At 68.2% G+C, this 16908-nt stretch carries 17 protein-coding genes and 2 pseudogenes; 10 read left to right on the forward strand and 9 right to left on the reverse strand.

The window, feature by feature from the left end:
• Window positions 1-101: 101 nt before the first annotated feature.
• Window positions 102-1265: a class I SAM-dependent methyltransferase gene (locus NGR01S_RS00430; protein WP_084480250.1), complete on the reverse strand. Its 1164-nt coding sequence runs from the start codon at window positions 1263-1265 to the stop codon at window positions 102-104.
• Window positions 1266-1279: 14 nt separating this feature from the next.
• Between NGR01S_RS00430 and rfbC the strand changes: the two genes are divergently transcribed.
• Window positions 1280-1843 carry a dTDP-4-dehydrorhamnose 3,5-epimerase gene (gene rfbC / locus NGR01S_RS00435; protein WP_063034135.1) on the forward strand — a complete coding sequence of 188 codons (564 nt, stop codon included), beginning with the start codon at window positions 1280-1282 and terminating at the stop codon, window positions 1841-1843.
• Here rfbC and NGR01S_RS00440 read toward each other — a convergent pair.
• From NGR01S_RS00440 to NGR01S_RS00455, 4 genes are read right to left on the reverse strand one after another with little or no spacing between them, the layout of a single operon-like run.
• Window positions 1827-2855, reverse strand: coding sequence for an NAD-dependent epimerase/dehydratase family protein (locus NGR01S_RS00440; protein WP_063034136.1), 1029 nt, complete (start codon window positions 2853-2855; stop codon window positions 1827-1829). The genes rfbC and NGR01S_RS00440 overlap by 17 nt on opposite strands.
• Window positions 2856-2857: 2 nt before the next feature.
• Entirely contained in the window at window positions 2858-3508 is a 651-nt protein-coding gene (locus NGR01S_RS00445) for a PIG-L deacetylase family protein (protein WP_063034251.1), read from the reverse strand.
• Entirely contained in the window at window positions 3505-4287 is a 783-nt protein-coding gene (locus NGR01S_RS00450) for a glycosyltransferase family protein (protein ID WP_063034137.1), read from the reverse strand. The genes NGR01S_RS00445 and NGR01S_RS00450 overlap by 4 nt, the downstream gene beginning before the upstream one ends.
• Window positions 4284-5531 carry a class I SAM-dependent methyltransferase gene (locus NGR01S_RS00455; RefSeq protein ID WP_063034138.1) on the reverse strand — a complete coding sequence of 416 codons (1248 nt, stop codon included), beginning with the start codon at window positions 5529-5531 and terminating at the stop codon, window positions 4284-4286. Before NGR01S_RS00455 ends, NGR01S_RS00450 begins: the two co-directional genes overlap by 4 nt.
• A gap of 427 nt (window positions 5532-5958) precedes the next feature.
• Here NGR01S_RS00455 and NGR01S_RS00460 point away from each other — a divergent pair, with 427 nt between their 5' ends.
• A complete protein-coding gene (locus NGR01S_RS00460; protein WP_063034139.1) occupies window positions 5959-7449 on the forward strand; it encodes a sugar transferase in 1491 nt (496 codons plus the stop codon).
• 24 nt (window positions 7450-7473) lie between these two features.
• On the opposite strand, the gene NGR01S_RS30700 is transcribed toward NGR01S_RS00460, so the two are convergent.
• Window positions 7474-7620 carry a hypothetical protein gene (locus NGR01S_RS30700; RefSeq protein ID WP_157107062.1) on the reverse strand — a complete coding sequence of 49 codons (147 nt, stop codon included), beginning with the start codon at window positions 7618-7620 and terminating at the stop codon, window positions 7474-7476.
• A gap of 341 nt (window positions 7621-7961) precedes the next feature.
• The gene (locus NGR01S_RS00465) at window positions 7962-8855 is read right to left on the reverse strand and encodes an SAM-dependent methyltransferase (protein ID WP_063034140.1); all 894 of its coding nucleotides are present in this window, start codon (window positions 8853-8855) and stop codon (window positions 7962-7964) included.
• A 411-nt stretch (window positions 8856-9266) separates the two neighbouring features.
• Here NGR01S_RS00465 and NGR01S_RS00470 point away from each other — a divergent pair, with 411 nt between their 5' ends.
• Together NGR01S_RS00470 and NGR01S_RS00475 are read left to right on the forward strand one after the other, a co-directional pair.
• On the forward strand, window positions 9267-9470 hold the full coding sequence (locus NGR01S_RS00470; RefSeq protein WP_039825274.1) for a cold-shock protein: 204 nt from the start codon (window positions 9267-9269) through the stop codon (window positions 9468-9470).
• Window positions 9471-9780: 310 nt separating this feature from the next.
• Window positions 9781-10131: an ATP-binding protein gene (locus tag NGR01S_RS00475; protein ID WP_063034141.1), complete on the forward strand. Its 351-nt coding sequence runs from the start codon at window positions 9781-9783 to the stop codon at window positions 10129-10131.
• Window positions 10132-10174: 43 nt separating this feature from the next.
• Here the strand turns inward: NGR01S_RS00475 and NGR01S_RS00480 are convergent.
• Window positions 10175-10645: pseudogene (locus tag NGR01S_RS00480) on the reverse strand (aldehyde dehydrogenase family protein); the annotation flags it as partial.
• A gap of 6 nt (window positions 10646-10651) precedes the next feature.
• On the opposite strand from NGR01S_RS00480, the pseudogene NGR01S_RS32105 reads away from it, so the two are divergent.
• The 6 genes and pseudogenes from NGR01S_RS32105 to NGR01S_RS00505 form a co-directional block, all read left to right on the forward strand.
• A pseudogene (locus NGR01S_RS32105) lies at window positions 10652-10828 on the forward strand (taurine catabolism dioxygenase); the annotation flags it as partial.
• A 377-nt stretch (window positions 10829-11205) separates the two neighbouring features.
• Window positions 11206-11850 (forward strand): ABC transporter permease, encoded by a 645-nt coding sequence (locus tag NGR01S_RS00485; protein WP_063034142.1) that lies wholly within the window; start codon window positions 11206-11208, stop codon window positions 11848-11850.
• A 64-nt stretch (window positions 11851-11914) separates the two neighbouring features.
• On the forward strand, window positions 11915-13201 hold the full coding sequence (locus tag NGR01S_RS00490; RefSeq protein ID WP_063034143.1) for an ATP-binding cassette domain-containing protein: 1287 nt from the start codon (window positions 11915-11917) through the stop codon (window positions 13199-13201).
• Entirely contained in the window at window positions 13198-13935 is a 738-nt protein-coding gene (locus NGR01S_RS00495) for an ABC transporter permease (RefSeq protein ID WP_063034144.1), read from the forward strand. Before NGR01S_RS00490 ends, NGR01S_RS00495 begins: the two co-directional genes overlap by 4 nt.
• On the forward strand, window positions 13932-14918 hold the full coding sequence (locus NGR01S_RS00500) for a glycine betaine ABC transporter substrate-binding protein (RefSeq protein WP_063034145.1): 987 nt from the start codon (window positions 13932-13934) through the stop codon (window positions 14916-14918). The genes NGR01S_RS00495 and NGR01S_RS00500 overlap by 4 nt, the downstream gene beginning before the upstream one ends.
• 172 nt (window positions 14919-15090) lie before the next feature.
• Window positions 15091-16134, forward strand: a complete 1044-nt coding sequence (locus NGR01S_RS00505) for an FAD-dependent oxidoreductase (RefSeq protein ID WP_063034146.1) — start codon at window positions 15091-15093, stop codon at window positions 16132-16134.
• 109 nt (window positions 16135-16243) lie between these two features.
• Here the strand turns inward: NGR01S_RS00505 and NGR01S_RS00510 are convergent, their stop codons facing one another.
• Window positions 16244-16792 carry an STAS domain-containing protein gene (locus NGR01S_RS00510; protein WP_063034147.1) on the reverse strand — a complete coding sequence of 183 codons (549 nt, stop codon included), beginning with the start codon at window positions 16790-16792 and terminating at the stop codon, window positions 16244-16246.
• Between the last annotated feature and the right edge of the window lie 116 nt (window positions 16793-16908).

Genomic DNA, 16908 nt, shown 5'->3' on the forward strand with positions numbered 1-16908 from the left:
TGTCCGCGGTTCGGGGTGGTCCGATCCGCGGATCGTGTGGTTCCGCGGAACCGTCCGGGGTGCGGAGGAGCAGTGGTCCGCACGCCCGCGGGGTGTGGGTACTACCGGATGGGCCGCTCCCGCACCGGGTCGGCCGGCTCGTCGGTGAACCAGCGTCCGGCCAATTCCGGGAAACGCTCGGATACCTCGGGGAGCAGGTCGGGTACCGTCAGCAGCACCCGATCCGGCCGGGCCGCGACGAGGTCGGCCGGGGCGATGATCGGCACATCCGTCCCCGGCATCCGCCGGCCCTGTTTGGCCGGTGCCGCGTCGGCGACCCCCGCCAGCAGTTCCCGTCGCACGCCCGCCCGGCAGAGCAACGCCACCGCGCGCGAAGCCGCTCCGTAGGCGTACACGCGCTCACCGCGCGCCGCCGCGGATTCCAGGGTGGCGCGCAGGCGCTCCGAATGCCGGTCGGCCGCACGTTGCAGGCCGCGCAGCACCTCCGGGTCGGCCGCGGCCGCTTCCCGGTCCAGGATCCGCCGCACCGCCGCACCGGGTTCGGCGGCACCGTGCACCGCCGCCAGCAGCACCGTGCCCCCGTAAAGGTCGAAATCCCAGGCGTCCACCACCGACATTCCGGCGCCGCGCAGCAGCTCCCGCAGTGCGGGCAGGGAGTAGTACGCGAAATGGCCGTGCCGCAGCGCGTTCCACTGGCCCTGCGTCACGATCGTGTGCAGCGGATGGTACTGTAGCAGCAGCACACCGGTGGGCGCGGTGGCCGCCGCCCGGACGGTGACGGCCGCGGCCTGATCACGGTCGTGCATGAGACCGAACGAATCCAGCACCACATCGGCGGGTCCGTCGGATACGGCGAAACCGCGCTCGGCCAGCAACTCCAGCCAACTGCCCCCGTGCGGGCTGGCGAACTCGCGCACGGTGTGGCCCCGCAGCAGGCCGGCATCGCCGACCCGCCGCACCGCGTCGCCGGCCTGATCCCGCAGCGCGCGGGGTTCGACGCCGCGCGGTTCGGCGGTCACGGTGTCGTCGTGCGCCAATTGCGCCAGCCCGCAGCGGCGGCAGACCACCATCGCCAGTGGATGGGCGGCCTCGTCCGGCCGCGGGACGGTATCGGCCGGCGGAAAGTGATCCGCCGCCGGCATCGCCCCGAGATCCAGTACCGTCACCAGGTCCGCGGCGCGGCAGGCCCGGCAACCCGGCGGGTCGGCCGGGGGCGGTTCGAGCAGGGCCGCGCGGCCGCCGCGCGCCGTAACGGATCCGCTCATGGCACCATCACCCGGTGCGAATCGAACAGGCGGACCTCGCCGATGTGCTGATCCTGGTGCCCGAACCCTTCCGCGATGCCCGCGGCCTGTTCACCCGCACCTTCGACACCGAGGTCTTCGATTCCCACCTCGGTCCCGGCGCGTCCGCGGCCTTCGTGCAGGATTCGCAGTCGCGGTCGGCGCGCGGGGTGGTGCGCGGTATGCACGGCCGCGGCGGGCGCGGTGAGGCCAAACTGGTGCGCTGCGCGCACGGCGCGGTGCACGACATTCTGGTCGATATCCGGCCCGATTCGCCCACCTTCGGGCGTAGCCAGGCGTTCCTGCTCGACGACGCGGAATTCCGGCATCTCTACGTGCCGGCGGGGTTCCTGCACGGCTTCCAGGCGCTCACCGATATCGCGGATGTGTGTTACCGCATCGACCGCCCGCACGATCCGGCCGAGGACCTCGCCGTCGCCTACGACGATCCCGAGCTCGCGTTGAGCTGGCCGGAGGAGGTCACGCTGGTCTCCGCGCGCGACCGCGCCGCGGGCAGCTGGCGGGAACTGCTGACAACACACCTCACACACCGGTCCTGACCCGCCGCAGCGTCGCGTCCACCGCACCCGTTTCGCCCAGCTGCCGCAACCGCGCCAGGCGCACGAACCGGCCCGAGAAATCGGCCGCGGTCAGTCCACCGGCGGTGTACTCGGTGTAGAGCTGCGCGGCTCCCTCGGCGATGGTCCAGCGCGCCTCGAACCCCAGTTCCCGGCGCGCCGCGCCGAAATCGACCCGGTAGGACCGCGGATCGGCCCCCGACTCGCCGGTGATCAGCACCTCGGCGCCGGGCACCACCTCCGCGACGGCCTGCGCGATCTCGGCGACCGTGCGGTTGTTGGTCTCGGTGCCGATGTTGTAGGCCCGGGCGTGGATCGCCGCGACCGGCGCCTCCAGGCAGACCGCGAACGCTTCGGCAATATCCGCGGCGTGCACCAGCGGCCGCCACGGCGTACCGTCCGAGAGGACTTTCACCACGCCGTCGAGCACGGCGTGGCCGACCAGATTGTTGAGCACGATATCGGCGCGTAGCCGCGGCGAGAACCCGAACGCCGTGGCATTGCGCAGGAACACCGGTGCGAAACGGTCGTCCGCCAGCGCCACCAGGTCGTCTTCCACCCGCACCTTGCTCTCGGCGTACGGGGTGAGCGGGCGCAGCGGTGCGCTTTCGTCGACCAGTCCGTCGCCGGCCGCGCCGTAGACCGAGCAGGTCGAGGCGTACAGGAAGCGACGCACCCCGGCCTCTTTGGCCAGCCGGGCCAGCCGCACCGACGCGTGATGGTTGATGTCGTGGGTGATCTCGGGGATCAGGGAGCCCAGCGGATCGTTGGACAGCGCCGCGAGATGCACCACGGCGTCGAAGCCCGTGAGCTGCTCAATCGTCACATCCCGCAGGTCCACGGCCAGTTGGGGCGGATCCTGCGGTGCGGGGCCCAGGACGCAGTCGGCGAACCAGCCGGTGTCCAGTCCGATCACCTCGTGGCCCCGGGCCCGCAACACCGGAACCATGACGGTGCCCAGATAACCCTGATGACCGGTGACGAGAACGCGCACTTCTACAGACCTCCCAGATCGAGGACGGCTTTGGTCAGTTCGAACCCCTCCGCGTACTCGCGGTGGCACTGCACGCCACGGATTCGCGCCAGACCGAGGAAGGCGGCCTCGTCGAACCAGTCGCGGTGTGCTTGCGAGGGATAGCATTCGGCGAGCAGCCGGGCCTTCTCCGCGGCGATCTCCGGTGCCACCGGATGCAGGACGACCGGCCGGGGCGTATCGGTCTCCCATTTGAGGATTTCGTAGCCGAGCACCAGATGATCACGGAACTCCGTGGTCACGAGTTCGGCCAGCAGGCGGTGGTCCTGGTGGGCGTCGCCGCGCTGGGGGGCGAAGACGAGCTCCGGGTCGGTATCGCGCCGGAACTCGGCGAGCGCGCTCTTGATCCGGTCCCAGTGTGCCGGAGCCCGCCCGTCCGGTATGTCGAGCACCGTCAGGTCCAGATCGGCGTCCGCGCAGAAACGTTCGAGGGCGGCGCTCTCCTCCGCGGCGCGGGCGGTGCCACCGCCGGACAGGACGAGTGCGCGCACGTGCAGCCCCGGGTTTCCGCGGGTCAGGGTCAGCAGGGTGGCGCCCATCCCGATGGCGATATCGTCGCAGTGCGCGCCGAGCAGCGCGACCTCGTCGAGCCGCGCGGGAGCGAGAGTGATCACGAAGCGGCCCGCTCCCAGACCATCCACGGGCGGTCGCCCCGGTGATATCCGGCGTCGAGTTCGGCGCGTTCCTTGAACGTATCGGCCGGTTTCCAGAAGCCGTCGTGCCGGTAACCGTAGAGCCGGCCCAGCGCGGCCAGCGCTCCGCAGCTGTCCTCCACCAGGTCACCGCCCTCCGGCAGATGATCGAAGATCTCCTGGGTGAGTACGAAATAGCCGCCGTTCTCCCAGATCGGCAGCTTGCCGACCGCGGTGATCTGCTTGACCTCACCACTGGGCAGCACGTCCACGCAATGGAACGACGACTGCGGCGGCACGATCATCATCGATGCGGCGGCTCCGGACGCGGTGAACCGGTCGATCATCACATCCAGCGGGGCGTCGGTGAGCACATCGGAGTAGTTGGCCAGGAACATCTCGTCGTCCCCGAGGTAGGGCCGTACCCGGCGCAACCTTTCCCCGATGGCCGATTCCAGGCCGGTATCGACGAAGGTGATCGTCCAGTCGGCGATATCGGAGTGCAGTAATTCGACCCGGCCGTCACGGATGACGAAATCGTTGGACATCGTCTCCTGATAGGTCAGGAAGAAATTCTTGATGTGGTGGGCGCCGTAGCCCAGGCAGAGAATGAATTCGGTATGCCCGAAATGCGCATAGTAGCGCATGACATGCCAGATCAGCGGCCGCGGGCCCACCATCTGCATCGGTTTGGGCGGGCTGTCGTTCTCCCCGCTGCGCATCCGCATTCCGTACCCACCGCAGAACAACACGACCTTCATCGCGCGGTGACCTCCGCCGGGCTCGGCGCGACCACCCGGACCGTGGGCAGTGGGATCACCAGCTGTCCACCCCATTCCCCGATATGACGCAGCTGCGCGGTGAGTTCGGTTTCCAGATTCCACGGCAGTACCAGCACGAAATCGGGTCGGTCGGCGTCGATCCGCTCCGGGGGATGGATCGGTATGCGGGTGCCCGGGGTATACCGGCCGTGCTTGTAGGGGTTGCGGTCCACCGTGTACTCGAGCAGGTCGGGACGGATTCCGCAGTAGTTGAGCAGGGTGTTGCCCTTACCGGGTGCGCCGTAGCCGACCACCCGCCGTCCGGCCGCCTTCTGGTCGAGCAGGAAGCGCAGCAGATCCTGGCGTACCCGTTCGGCCTGTTCGCGTAGGGACCGATAGCCCTCGACCGCGTGCAGACCGGTATCCGCCTCGATCGCCAGCAGTTCCGCCACCCGCACCGACGGTTCGGCCACCGCCTCGGGGCGCGCCCAGATACGCAGCGATCCGCCGTGGGTCGGCAGTGTTTCCACATCCGCGACCGCCAGCCCGGCCGTCGCCAGCGCTCGCTGAGCCGAGGCGAGGGTGTAGTACTGGAAGTGCTCGTGGTAGATGGTGTCGAACTGGCCGTGCCGCACGAGGTTCAGCGCGTGGTGTACCTCGATCGAGATCCAGCCGTCCTCGGCGACCAACGTGCGCAGCGCTCGGGTGAAACCGCGCAGATCGGGGATGTGGGCGTACACATTGTTCGCGACCACCAGGTCCGCGGCTCCGTATTCGGCGCGCACCCGCCGGGCCGATTCCTCGGTCAGGAACTCGGTCAGCGTCGGCACGCCGGCCGTCCGCGCGGCCGCGCCGACATTCGCTGAGGGTTCGATGCCCAGGCAGGTGATACCCGCAGCCACCACATTGCGTAGCAGGTAGCCGTCGTTGCTGGCGACCTCCACCACGAACGAGTCGGGGCCCAGGCCCAGCCGGGTGATCGCCGCGGCGGTGAACTCGCGCGCGTGCCGCATCCAGGATTCGGAATACGAGGAGAAATAGGCGTATTCGGTGAATGTCTCCTCGGGCGTGATGAGTGCCGGGATCTGCAGCAGCAGACAGTCCGCGCACACCCGGAGATGTAGCGGATAGGTGGATTCCGGCAGGTTTAGCCGATCCTCGGAGAGGAAACTCTCGCAAGGAGGTGTCGCACCCAGATCGACGACACTGGCCAGCCGGGACGACTCACACAAACGACAATGCACTCGGGCTCCACTCGAACGGTCATGTACATCGGCGGCGCCCCGCAGCCCCGAGAAGCAACTTCTCTCTGCCGATCGACGGAAAAAATAGCACCAATCCGGCGCATCTGCGACACGGTCCGAGCGGACTTTTGCGCAGAAGTGACCTTCGGCATACCTTCAGCAAACTGTGTAACGATCCGCGCTCGGATAACGATGGTGGACAACCGAAATAGGCTATTTCCCGGTATTCGGCACCGATACGGAACGGTATGCGGTGGCAATTCCGATTCCAGCACTTGTGTCCGGCGTCGATGGGGGCAATACTTCTGCAACAAGATCGGCCCGGCCTTCCTGTTCTGCAGGCCGGGCTTCCTGGAAAAAGCGTGTGATCTGCTGTCGCGCATGACAGCCGGGGCACGGTCGTTCGAAGTTCAAGCGGGTACGTTTCATGGTTCTGGATCTCCATGTGGTCGGTGGCGCGGTCGATTTGCACCTGCCGAATCCCGGTGACCGGGACTCTTGGCGTGCCGGATATGTCCGCCGGCTCGCCCGGACCGATATCGCGGTGGTCACCGCGGCCGCCCTGTGCGCGCAACTGTTCAGCATCGCGCCCGGGTACTCCCTGGGCTGGGAATTCGAGCCGCGCAACACCGCGCTCACGCTCGGTATCGCGGTCGGCTGGTCGATTCTGCTGGGTTGGAATGGCTCCCGCTCCCCGCATACCGTGGGCGCCGGTGCCGACGAATACCGGCGACTGCTCTCGGCCACCCTGCAGCTGTTCGGCACGATCGCGATCGTCTCGCTGATCCTGCGCGTCGATATCGCGCACGCCCACCTGGTGATCGCGCTACCGCTCGGTCTACTCGGCCTGATGGCGACCCGGGCGCTGTGGCGCGCGCACGCGGTGCGGCGCCGGGCGCTGGGCCGTTATCGCCGCTCGGTCCTGGTCGTCGGCAGTCCGGAGGCCGCCCGTGCCGTCGCGACCGCGCTATCCGCGCAGGAGATGCACGGCTATCACGTCGTCGGGGTCTGCACCCCTACCGGTGACGCACTCGACGAACCCGCCACCCTGCGCGTGGGGCAGCGCGATATCCCGATCGTCGGCAACGACCGGTCGGTACGCAGCGCGGTCCGCCGCAGTGGCGCCGATACCGTCGTCGTCATGGCCACCGACCGGCTGGGCCCGCGGGATATCCGCCGGCTGGCCTGGGATCTCGACGCGTTCGGCACCGAACTCATCGTCGCGCCCGGCATCATGGACATCTCCGGGACCCGGATGTCGAGCCAGGTGCTGGCCGGTATCCCGATGCTGCACATCGAACGGCCCCAGTACGACCGGGCGCTCTCGTTCGGCAAGGCGGTATTCGATCTGTGCTTCTCCGTCCTGGTCCTCGTCGCTATCGCCCCGGTACTGCTGGTTCTGGCCGCCGCCGTGAAATTCACCAGCGCCGGGCCGGTGTTCTACCTGTCGGAGCGGATCGGGATGGACGGTAAACCGTTCCGGATGATCAAGTTCCGCAGTATGTACGTGCGGGCCGACCGGCAAGCCGCCGCACTCATCAGCGCCCACGGCGGCAATCCGTTGTTCTTCAAACTGAAGGACGATCCACGGGTGACCCCGGTCGGCCGGTTCCTGCGCCGGTACAGCCTCGACGAACTGCCGCAGTTCTTCAATGTGCTGTTCCGTGATATGAGTGTCGTCGGGCCGCGGCCGCAGGTCCGCCGCGAGGTGCACTCCTACGACGGCGTGATGCGCCGGCGGTTGCTGGTGCGGCCCGGGATCACCGGGCTGTGGCAGGTCAGCGGACGCTCGGACCTGTCCCCGGAGGACTCGGTCGAACTCGATATCTCCTATGTGGAGAACTGGTCCATGCTGCTGGACCTGCGAATCATAGCCCGTACCCTGCGAGCGGTCGCCAGGGGCGACGGCGCCTACTGACCCCCGGGCGGGTGCCGGGGCCGGTCAGAGCAGGACAAGCGCCAGGCTGACGAAGGCCATGAGGGCCATCCAGGCGATCAGTAGTGAGCGTGCGGACCCCGGACGTCCGAACCTGGTCGCCATCATGGCGGCCGGTCGACGGTTCCTGTGTGTCGTGGCGACGGTGCTCACGGTCCACCTCCTCGAAAGAGTTTGTGTACCTGTCGAATCCGGGCTTCCCAGAATCCGTCCGATCAATCCGCCGATTCGATGCTCGGTAGCGGGTTTGTGCCCCGGGGCCGGGGTAGTCGCTCGACGTACCGAAGCCGACTGTCCGGCCGGCCGCGCGCCCGGATCGCATTCGCCATACCCGCCCGCCCCACCGATCCCCTCGATCAGGCCGATCCGGCCCACTGCTCCACCGAGATCCGGCCGGTGACCAGCAGTAGTATTTCGGCGATCGGTGCGACCAGCGGAGCGCCTGTGCCGGGCCGACAACGCCACCGATTCGAAATTGATGAGCCCGCCGCCCGTCAGCGTCGCCGGGCGGTGACCAGGCCGTGGCGGGACGCCTCGGCGAAACGTGCCATGACGGTGTCGCCGAGCGTAGGTAGGTCCCGGTGGTAGGCGGCGGCGCGTTCGTAGGTGTCGGAGACCTCGGCGTCCCAGCCGTGCCGGGCCAGCCACGGCTGTGCGGGCTCGGCCACGCCGCCGCCCTGCCACATCGCTGTGATCTCCGAGCCGTCCTCGCCGGCCGCCGCGGCGGCCATCAGCGCGACCGAGTCCATGTGCAGATACTCGATCGACAACCGGCTCCCGGCGGCGGACAACCCACTGATCTCGGCCAGCAACCGATCGTTGTGCTCAGGACTCAGATAGAGGAGCAGCCCCTCGACGAGCCAGGTCGCCGGAGCGGACGGATCGAACCCGGCCGCTACCAGCCGGGCACCCCAGTCCTCGCGGAGGTCGGCCGGCACCGTCACCCGGCGGCCGGCGGGTTGTGCGTCCTGCGCGTCGAGGACCTGCTGTTTGAAGGCGAGCATTCCCGTGGTGTCCAGTTCGTACACCACGATCTCCGGCGGCAGCGGAAGCCGGAAGGCCCGGGTGTCCAGTCCGGCGGCGACGATCACGACCTGCTCGACAGTACGGGTGGCGTCGAGGATGTAGTCGTCGAAGTACCGGGTTCGAATGGGCAGGTAGCTGCTGAAAGAGTCCCACATGCGTGCCGCGTCGGAGCCACCGGCGAACTCCTCACCCCCGGCGGCGGCCAGGAAATCGGCGGCGTAGGGGTCGACGAACAGGGCGTCCGGTCGTACCGACTCGGCGGCCCGGGCGGCGGCGACCATCAGCGCGGTGCGGCCGACGCCCGTGGGGGCCGGCGGTGCGGATTCGCCGGGCCTGCTGGAGGAGGAACCGGAAGTGGTCACGACTTCAGCCTAGGGCGCTCCCATGGGCTGTCCCGGGACCGACGCGAGTGTCGCGGCACCGGGCTCGACCTGCCACTATCCACGTGGCGCCGCCCTACCGCCGCTGCCACCCATGTGGACGTCGCGCCGGTGGTGTGTCCCGGCGCCGGGAAGTCGACCGGCGGGAGATACCGGTCTCGCCACCGATCGCGGCCATGATGCGCCGGCGGTCCGCACCGCGGTATCGAGTCGGTCCCGGGCGCGGGTGGCTGGGGACCACGAAACCTTCCCGCCGGCCCGACTCGGATTCGGTGTTCGTGAGGTGCGGTGGCTCACGCTTTCGGGAAGTGGCGGGGGTCTGTGGCATGCTGGAGGGTGAGTACGGGTTGTTGAAGTGATCGCTCGGCTCACAACAGGAAGTAAAACAACAGTATGTCGCAAGGCAGTGTGAAGTGGTTCAACGGCGAAAAGGGCTTCGGGTTCATCGCGCAAGACGGTGGCGGTCCTGACGTTTTCGTCCACTACTCCGCGATTTCCGGCTCCGGCTTCAAGTCCCTCGACGAGGGGCAGCGTGTCGAGTTCGAGATCGAGCAGGGCCAGAAGGGTCCGCAGGCTCAGAGCGTCCGCGCCATCTAGGAGCCGACCAATACGGAAACCCGCGCTACGGCGCGGGTTTCTTGCTTTTCGGGTGCCGTGCCGACCGGCGGCCATGAGCGTCCGATGATCGCGCGAACCATGGCTACGAATCGCTGTCGGCAAGTCGGCCACGGCGGAAAGAGCCCGGGCGCGGTGTGGTTTCCGCCGGTTGGTAGCGGGTAAGCCGGGCCGAGTGGGAGCGGCCGCGGGGTGCGGGAGTGCTCGCCGGAGCGGAAGAGGAGCCATAGTGGGTGTGATGACACCGGATTCGGTACGGAGCGGTAGAAGATCGGATGGTCTGGTTGTCGAGGTGGATCTCCAGACATCGCCGACAGCGCAGGTGCGGGCCGAGGTACGCGGCCTGGTAGGCCGTTGCGCGGGTGTCGAGCTCTGTGACGCGGTGCAGGTGAGCGATGAGTTGGTGAGCAACGCCTGCCGCCACGCCCGCTCGCCGCGTGCCTGCCGGCTGATGGTCGACGACCGCGGCCGGTTCCGTATCGAGGTGGATGATGCCTCGCCGACCCCGGCGCGGGTCCGGCGGCCGGACCGCACGGGTGGGCGCGGGCTGCTGCTCGTGGCGCAGCTCGCTACCCGGTGGGGAACCGACTACCGCGACGGCGGCAAAACCGTGTGGGCCGAACTCGACCGACACCCCCGGTAGCTGAGCCGGCGGCGACCGGCCGGGGTGCCGGTTCCGGGGGAGTTCAGGCGAACCAGCCGCCGACCGCCGGTGCGGTGTTGTGCCAGATGTGCTTGATCTCCTGGTACTCGGCCAGCCCGCTCGGACCGAGTTCGCGGCCGATACCGGAACGCCCGAACCCACCCCATTCGGCCGCGGGGGTGTAGGGGCCGAAATCGTTGAGCCACACCGTGCCGTGCCGGAGCGCGCGGACCATCCGTTCGCTGCGGGCCGGATCGCCGGTACGGACGCCGGCCGCGAGTCCGTAGGACGTGTCGTTGCCCAGCTCGACGGCCTGGGCCTCGGTAGCGAACCGTTCCACGGTGAGTACCGGGCCGAAGGTCTCCTCCTGGACTATCCGCATATCGCGGCGGCAGCGGTCCAGTACGGTCGGCAGGTAGTAGCTGCCGGCGGCTGATCGGGGGTCCTCCGGAGGTTTCCCCCCGGTGACCAGGACGGCGCCTTCGGCGAGTCCGCGGGCCACGTGGGCCTCCACCGCGGCAACCGCGCCACTCAGCACTACGCCGTCGACGACTACGACGGCACCGAGCACCGCCGGCTGACCCGGATCACGCTGGCCGGGGGAATCCCGGTCGGGGTCGACGGTAGGCCGAGCACCGTGGTTTCCGGCGACGCCCAATACTATTCGGCGGTCGACTCACCGGCCCGCGCCGCGTAGCCGCGCTCACCCGCCGAAACGGTTTTCACATGGCGCTGCCGCACAACGGATCGGGTATCGACCGTGTATTCCGTACGAATTCCGATCTGTTGCCGTCGGTCGTGCCGGGCGACGGAACAGATGTACCTCGAATATCCGCACGCCCGGTTGCGACTGTTATGAATTCCCGGTGAGCGAAACTCTGGACAGTGATGCGGCGTGTCGTGTTGCCGCCGGTAACGGTCGTGCACGCGCACGGATATGGCGGCGGAGTACCGTATCCGCCGCGTGCCTTCCCTGTCCGACCGGGCGGTATCGATTAGTCTTTTACAGCTTGCCCGTCCGATGACTCCGCACGGACCGGCGCCGAACGATTTCCGGCCGACGATGGGATTCCCGTGAATCTGTGGAGCTATATCCGAGGCCGGGGGGAGCTGCTGACATTTCTGACGTATCAGCATGCCTCCCTGGCATTCCAGACGGTCCTGGTCGGGACCGTCGTCGCAGTCCTCATCGCCGTCGCGGTCTACCGGTTGCCGCTGCTGTCGGCCCTGTCTCTGACCTCCAGCCGGGTAGCCCTGACGATACCCTCGCTGGCCCTGCTGGCATTGCTGCTGGTGCCCTTCGGGCTCGGCGTCGTCCCGTCGTTCATCATGCTGGCGTTCTTCGCGGCCCTGCCGGTGATCGGCAATGCCATCGTCGGTTTGCGGTCGGTACCGGCCTCGGTCGTCGAATCCGCCCGCGGCATCGGCTTTTCGCGGTTGCGCATTCTGCTCACCGTGGAGCTGCCCATCGCCTGGCCGGTGATCCTCACCGGGATCCGAGTGTCCACCCAGATGATCGTCGGTGTCGCGGCCATCGTCGCCTACGTGCTCGGCCCCGGGCTCGGCTCGCTGATCTTCAACGGACTGTCCCGCCTCGGCGGCGCAGGGGCCCTCGAGATGGCGTTCACCGGAACGATTCTCATCGTCGTCATCGCGTTGGTCTTCGACGCGCTTCTCGTCCTGCTCGGACGCCTCACGATCGCGAAGGGACTGTCATGACGCGGCACCCGCGCCTTCGCACCGGTCTCCGCGGACTGTATGTACTCGTTTCGAAGGAGGCCCTATGACCGGCGATATGACGAGCGGCGAGACGGTCACAGGGATAATTGAACGTACGGTCACCGGCGCATCGATCACCCTGGATTCGGTCGTCAAACGGTTCCGAGGCCAGCGCAAGCCGGCGGTGGAACGCTTGGACCTCGAGATCCCCGCCGGCGAGATCGTCGCCTTCGTGGGCCCTTCGGGCTGCGGGAAGACGACCACCCTCAAGATGATCAACCGGTTGATCGAACCCACCGAGGGCCGGATCTTCATCGACGGTCGCGATGTCACCCGCGAGGACCCGGACAAGCTGCGGCAGTCGATCGGCTACGTCATCCAGTCCGGCGGGTTGTTCCCGCACTGGTCGGTCGCCAAGAACGTGGGTGCCATCCCGCGCGTGCTCGGCTGGGACAAGAAGCGGATCGCCGAACGCACCGAATACCTGCTCGATCTGGTCGGCCTCGAGCCCGCCACCTTCGCCGACCGGCTCCCCAAGGATATGTCGGGTGGTCAGCAGCAGCGGGTCGGTGTGGCCCGCGCCCTGGCGGCCGATCCACCGGTGCTGCTGATGGACGAGCCGTTCGGCGCGGTCGACCCGATCACCCGGGCCCGCCTGCAGGACAGTCTCATCGCGATCCAGCACGAACTCGGCAAGACCATCGTGATCGTCACCCACGATTTCGAAGAGGCCACCAAACTCGGTGACAAGGTGCTCATCCTCTCCGAGGGCGGGCATGTGGAGCAGTACGCGAGCCCGGAGGATATTCTCACCGATCCGGCCACCCCCTTCGTGGAGGAATTCGTCGGTTCCGGAGCGAAATTGGCGTACCTGACCGTCTCCCGCGTCCGTGATGTCCCGTCCGACAGAGTGGTCACCGCCCGTATCGGCGAATCCGCACCGGCGGTGATCGAACGCGCGAAAGCCGCCGGGCACAGCTGGGTGGTCGTCGTGGACAGCGCCGGACGGCCGCGGTCCTGGCCGACGCTGACCGAACTGGCCACCAAACCCGAGGTTTCCGATTTCCTCGATCGGCGGCTGCCGGTGGTCGCGCGGTCCTCGACGCTCAACGACGCACTGGACGCCATGCTCGCGACCAGCCAAGGGGCCGCGCTGGTCACCGACGGCCGCGGCGCGGTGGTCGGCTCGCTGAGCATCGACTCGGTGACCGAGCTCATTCGGGACAAACTCGCCGATGCCCGCGCCGACGAGCCGGACGCGTCCTACATCACCTACGTCGACGGCACCGATCCGGCGCCGACCCCGGTGGTCGCCGCCGACGACGAACCCGGATCGGTCGGGCAATCATGAGCCGGCTCCGCCGCCTTCCGCTCGATGTGTGGTTCGAACCACTCATCATCGCGGTCATCGGTATCGGCTATCTGCTGTGGTATCGGTCGACGACGTTCACCGCGACCGAGCAGGCCTCGCTGGGCTGGGGAAACCTGCGCGACACCATCGTCGCGCATATCGAACTCACCGTGGTGGCCACGGTCATCGTGGTGGTGATCGCCATTCCGCTGGGTATCGCGCTGACCCGGCCCGCGCTGAAGCGGTTCGAGCCGATCGCGGTCAATATCGCCAATATCGGTCAGGCCGCGCCCGCCGTCGGCCTGCTCGTGCTGTTCACGTTCTGGTTGGGCACCGGATTCCGCACGGCGATAGTCGGTCTCGTCGTCTACGCCGTCCTGCCGATTCTGCAGAACACGATCGTCGGGTTGCGGCAGGTGGATCAGCGCACGATCGAGGCCTCGCGGGGGATCGGCTACTCCGGTACCCGGACCCTGCTGCAGGTCGAACTACCGCTGGCGGTGCCGGTGATCCTCAACGGTGTCCGCACCGCACTGGTCATCCTGGTCGGTACCGCCACGCTGAGCACGTTCATCGGCGCGACCAGCCTCGGCACGCTGATCACCACCGGAGTCACGCTGTTCCTGCCCAAACTGCTGATCTCGGGCGCGATCCTGGTCGGACTCCTGGCATTGACCATCGACTGGCTGGGCCGACTCGTCGAACTGGCCGCGACCCCGCGAGGTGTGTCATGAGTCCGGCACCGGCACGATCGGCCGCCACGGTTTCCGTTCTACTCGCGGTGATCTCGCTGCTCGCCGGCTGCGGCCTGGTGAGTTCGTCGGGCACCTTCCACTCCGCGCGTCTGCCGGACGGGCAGCTACCGCTCGACGGGGCGAACCTGGTGGTGACCTCCAAGAGCTTCACCGAGGGTGTGCTGCTCGGCAAGATCACCGCGACCTATCTCGCCGCCGCCGGCGCGCAGGTCACCGATCTCACCGGGGCGCCGGGTTCGGCCTCGTCTCGGCAGGCCCAGCTCAACGGCGACGCCGATATCCTCTGGGAGTACACCGGCACGGGCTGGGTCAATTACCACAACCAGACCGAGACCATCTCCGATCCCCGGGAACTGTGGCAGCGCGTCCACGATATCGAGAAGCGCGATTACGACCTGGAGTGGATGCCGCCCGCCGATTTCAACAACACCTACGCGTTCGGCGCGTCGACTCCCACTGCCCGACGACTGGGCGTGAAATCGCTGTCCGATGTCGCCGCGCTTCCCGTCGCCGACCGGACCTTCTGCGTCGACGACGAATTCTTCAGCCGCTCCGACGGTTTCATACCGATGCTGCAGAAGTACGGGATTCCCTACAACGACCCCGGCGGCGTTCCGGCGGGCAATGTCACGCGGATGGACGCCGGGGTCGTCTATACGGCGACAGCCAAGAGCTCACCCTGTAATTTCGGCATGATCTACACCACCGACGGCCGGGTGAAGAACCTGAACTTGGTAGTGCTCGAGGACGATCGGGAATTCTTCCTGCCCTACAGCGGCACAGCGGTCGTGCGCGGCGAGATCATCGACCGCTACCCGGAGCTGGCACCGTTGCTCGCCACCGTCTCCGAGCATCTGACCGATGATCTGATGCAGGACCTCAACGGCCGGGTCGATATCGACGGCGAGGATCCCGCCGATGTGGCCTACGACTGGTTGAAGAGCGAGAACCTCGTCGAGTAGACCGGATGCGCTGCCGGTCTTGTATGTTGGCCTTCGGGTACCGGATGCCCGACCGGCCGCGGGCGAGCGGGTCCGGCACCGGATCCCGAGCCCCGGACGGGCGGATAGCGGCTGTGGTCGCTCGGCGCCCACCGATCGGTTACGTTCCTGTCCACTCGCCGAAGGAGATCCGATGATCACCATCCTGGGAAGCGGTATCGCCGGCACGGCGTTGGCCGGCGCGCTGTCGAGGGCCGGGCGGCCGGTGACGGTCTACGAGCAGCGCGACGGTGGGGGCGGCGGCGCGTTCCTGATCCTCGACGGCCGGGGGCACCGCAGTCTCGTCTCCTTGGGCGTCCCGGAAGACGAACTGCACGCGGCGTCGTACCCGCTGAGCGAACTCCGGTACACCCCCGACGACGGCGTAACCCGGCGGCGGCCCAGCGAGGGGCACCGATTCTGGTTGCGCCGCGATCTGATCGCGGTGCTGAAGCGGTTCGCGGTGCACGCGGGCGCCGAGATCGGTTACGGAAGCCCGGTCACGGAGGTGTCGATCGACGCCGCGACCGGGCATACCACCCTGCGTATCGGTGATCACACGGTGACCGCGCAGGATCTGGTGATCGGTGCCGACGGTATCGATTCGGTGGCGCGCGCGGGTACCGAACCCGGCCGGACCCCGGAATACGCCGGAGACGTGGTGGTCTACGGAATGACCGCGACGCCTGTCGAATGCCCCACCGATCCGTTCGTCCTGCACTTCCACGCCGAATCGGCCGCCGGCACCCGCCCGGCGGCGACCTTCGGCCATATCTGGCGGCCCGGTGCCGATTCGGCGCTGTGGTTCCTGCGTATCGAACGGGACGCGCTGCCGATCGCCGAGACCGGGATCGTGCCGGTGCGGCGCTGGGCCGAGACGGTGGTGGAGGCGGCACCCCGCGCCGTGCGGGAGCTGACCGCGACGCTGGTCGCGGTCACCGAACAGGTCCATGTATCCAACGCGCGCAATGTCGCGCTCGCGACCGCGGCGGTGCCGGTGGCCCCGGTGATCCTGGTCGGCGACGCGGACCACGCCATCACGCCCGCGGCGGGGGTGGGCGCGCGGGAAGGTATCGAGGACGTCGAAGCGGTGCATCACGCGATCGTCGCCGGCGGCTCTCCGGCCGAGGCCATGATCGCCCGCCGTCGCACGATCACCGAGGAGCGTGACCGGGTGGCCCGCAGAATGCGTGGGTGATCGGCCGATCCCGATCGGGCGCCGCACCGCCGACCACCACGGCATTGTGGATCATCGGGCCCGCGATGCCGCGTAGTCGGGACCGAGAGGTCTCTCACCTCGTGGCCGCTCACGGCGCGAGCGGGGCCGGGACGGCTGTCACGGCGTCCGGGAGCTCGCTGCGATCGGTGACGCCGGGGCCGGCCGGGGCGCGCATCCGCTCCTTCCCCGACTGCCCCGAAACCACCTGCGGTGTCCGGCGCGGCAGATGAACGGCGGTCAGTGCGCTCACCACCGTCGAGCACACCGGTAGCAGCGCGGTGCGGGTATCGGCCCGGGCGATCCGGGCGAGGGCCGGAACGGCGGTGACCAGCAGGATCTCGATCCCTTTCCGCCGGAACTCCTGTGCTTCGTCGGACAGCGCGGCGAGGCTGCGCACCGACAGGAAGTCGAGTCGGGTGGTGTCGACGATCAGCGCGCCCCGCGGGCCGTTCACCGTCTCCGCGGCGGCACGTACCTGCTGCCGCCACAGCGGCAGTGTGAAAGCATCCGCCTGCCCACGTACTGCCAGTATGACGATGTCCCCGCGGCGGTGGACCCGGAAACTCAGCTGATCACAGGGTGACCGCCGGGGCGCGGAGGCCGAAGGCGGCGGGCGGCGGGCAGAGGGGCGGTTCATACAGCACTCGAATCGGCTCGAGACGCGTAACGCGTCCTGGTGGGAGCGGCCCTGTGCTCTCAACGCCGGTTCATGACCCTATCCGAAGCCTAGGCGTCGCGGGCGGTGTGGGCAGG

Source organism: Nocardia grenadensis NBRC 108939 (genome assembly GCF_001613445.1).
GTDB lineage: Bacteria > Actinomycetota > Actinomycetes > Mycobacteriales > Mycobacteriaceae > Nocardia > Nocardia grenadensis.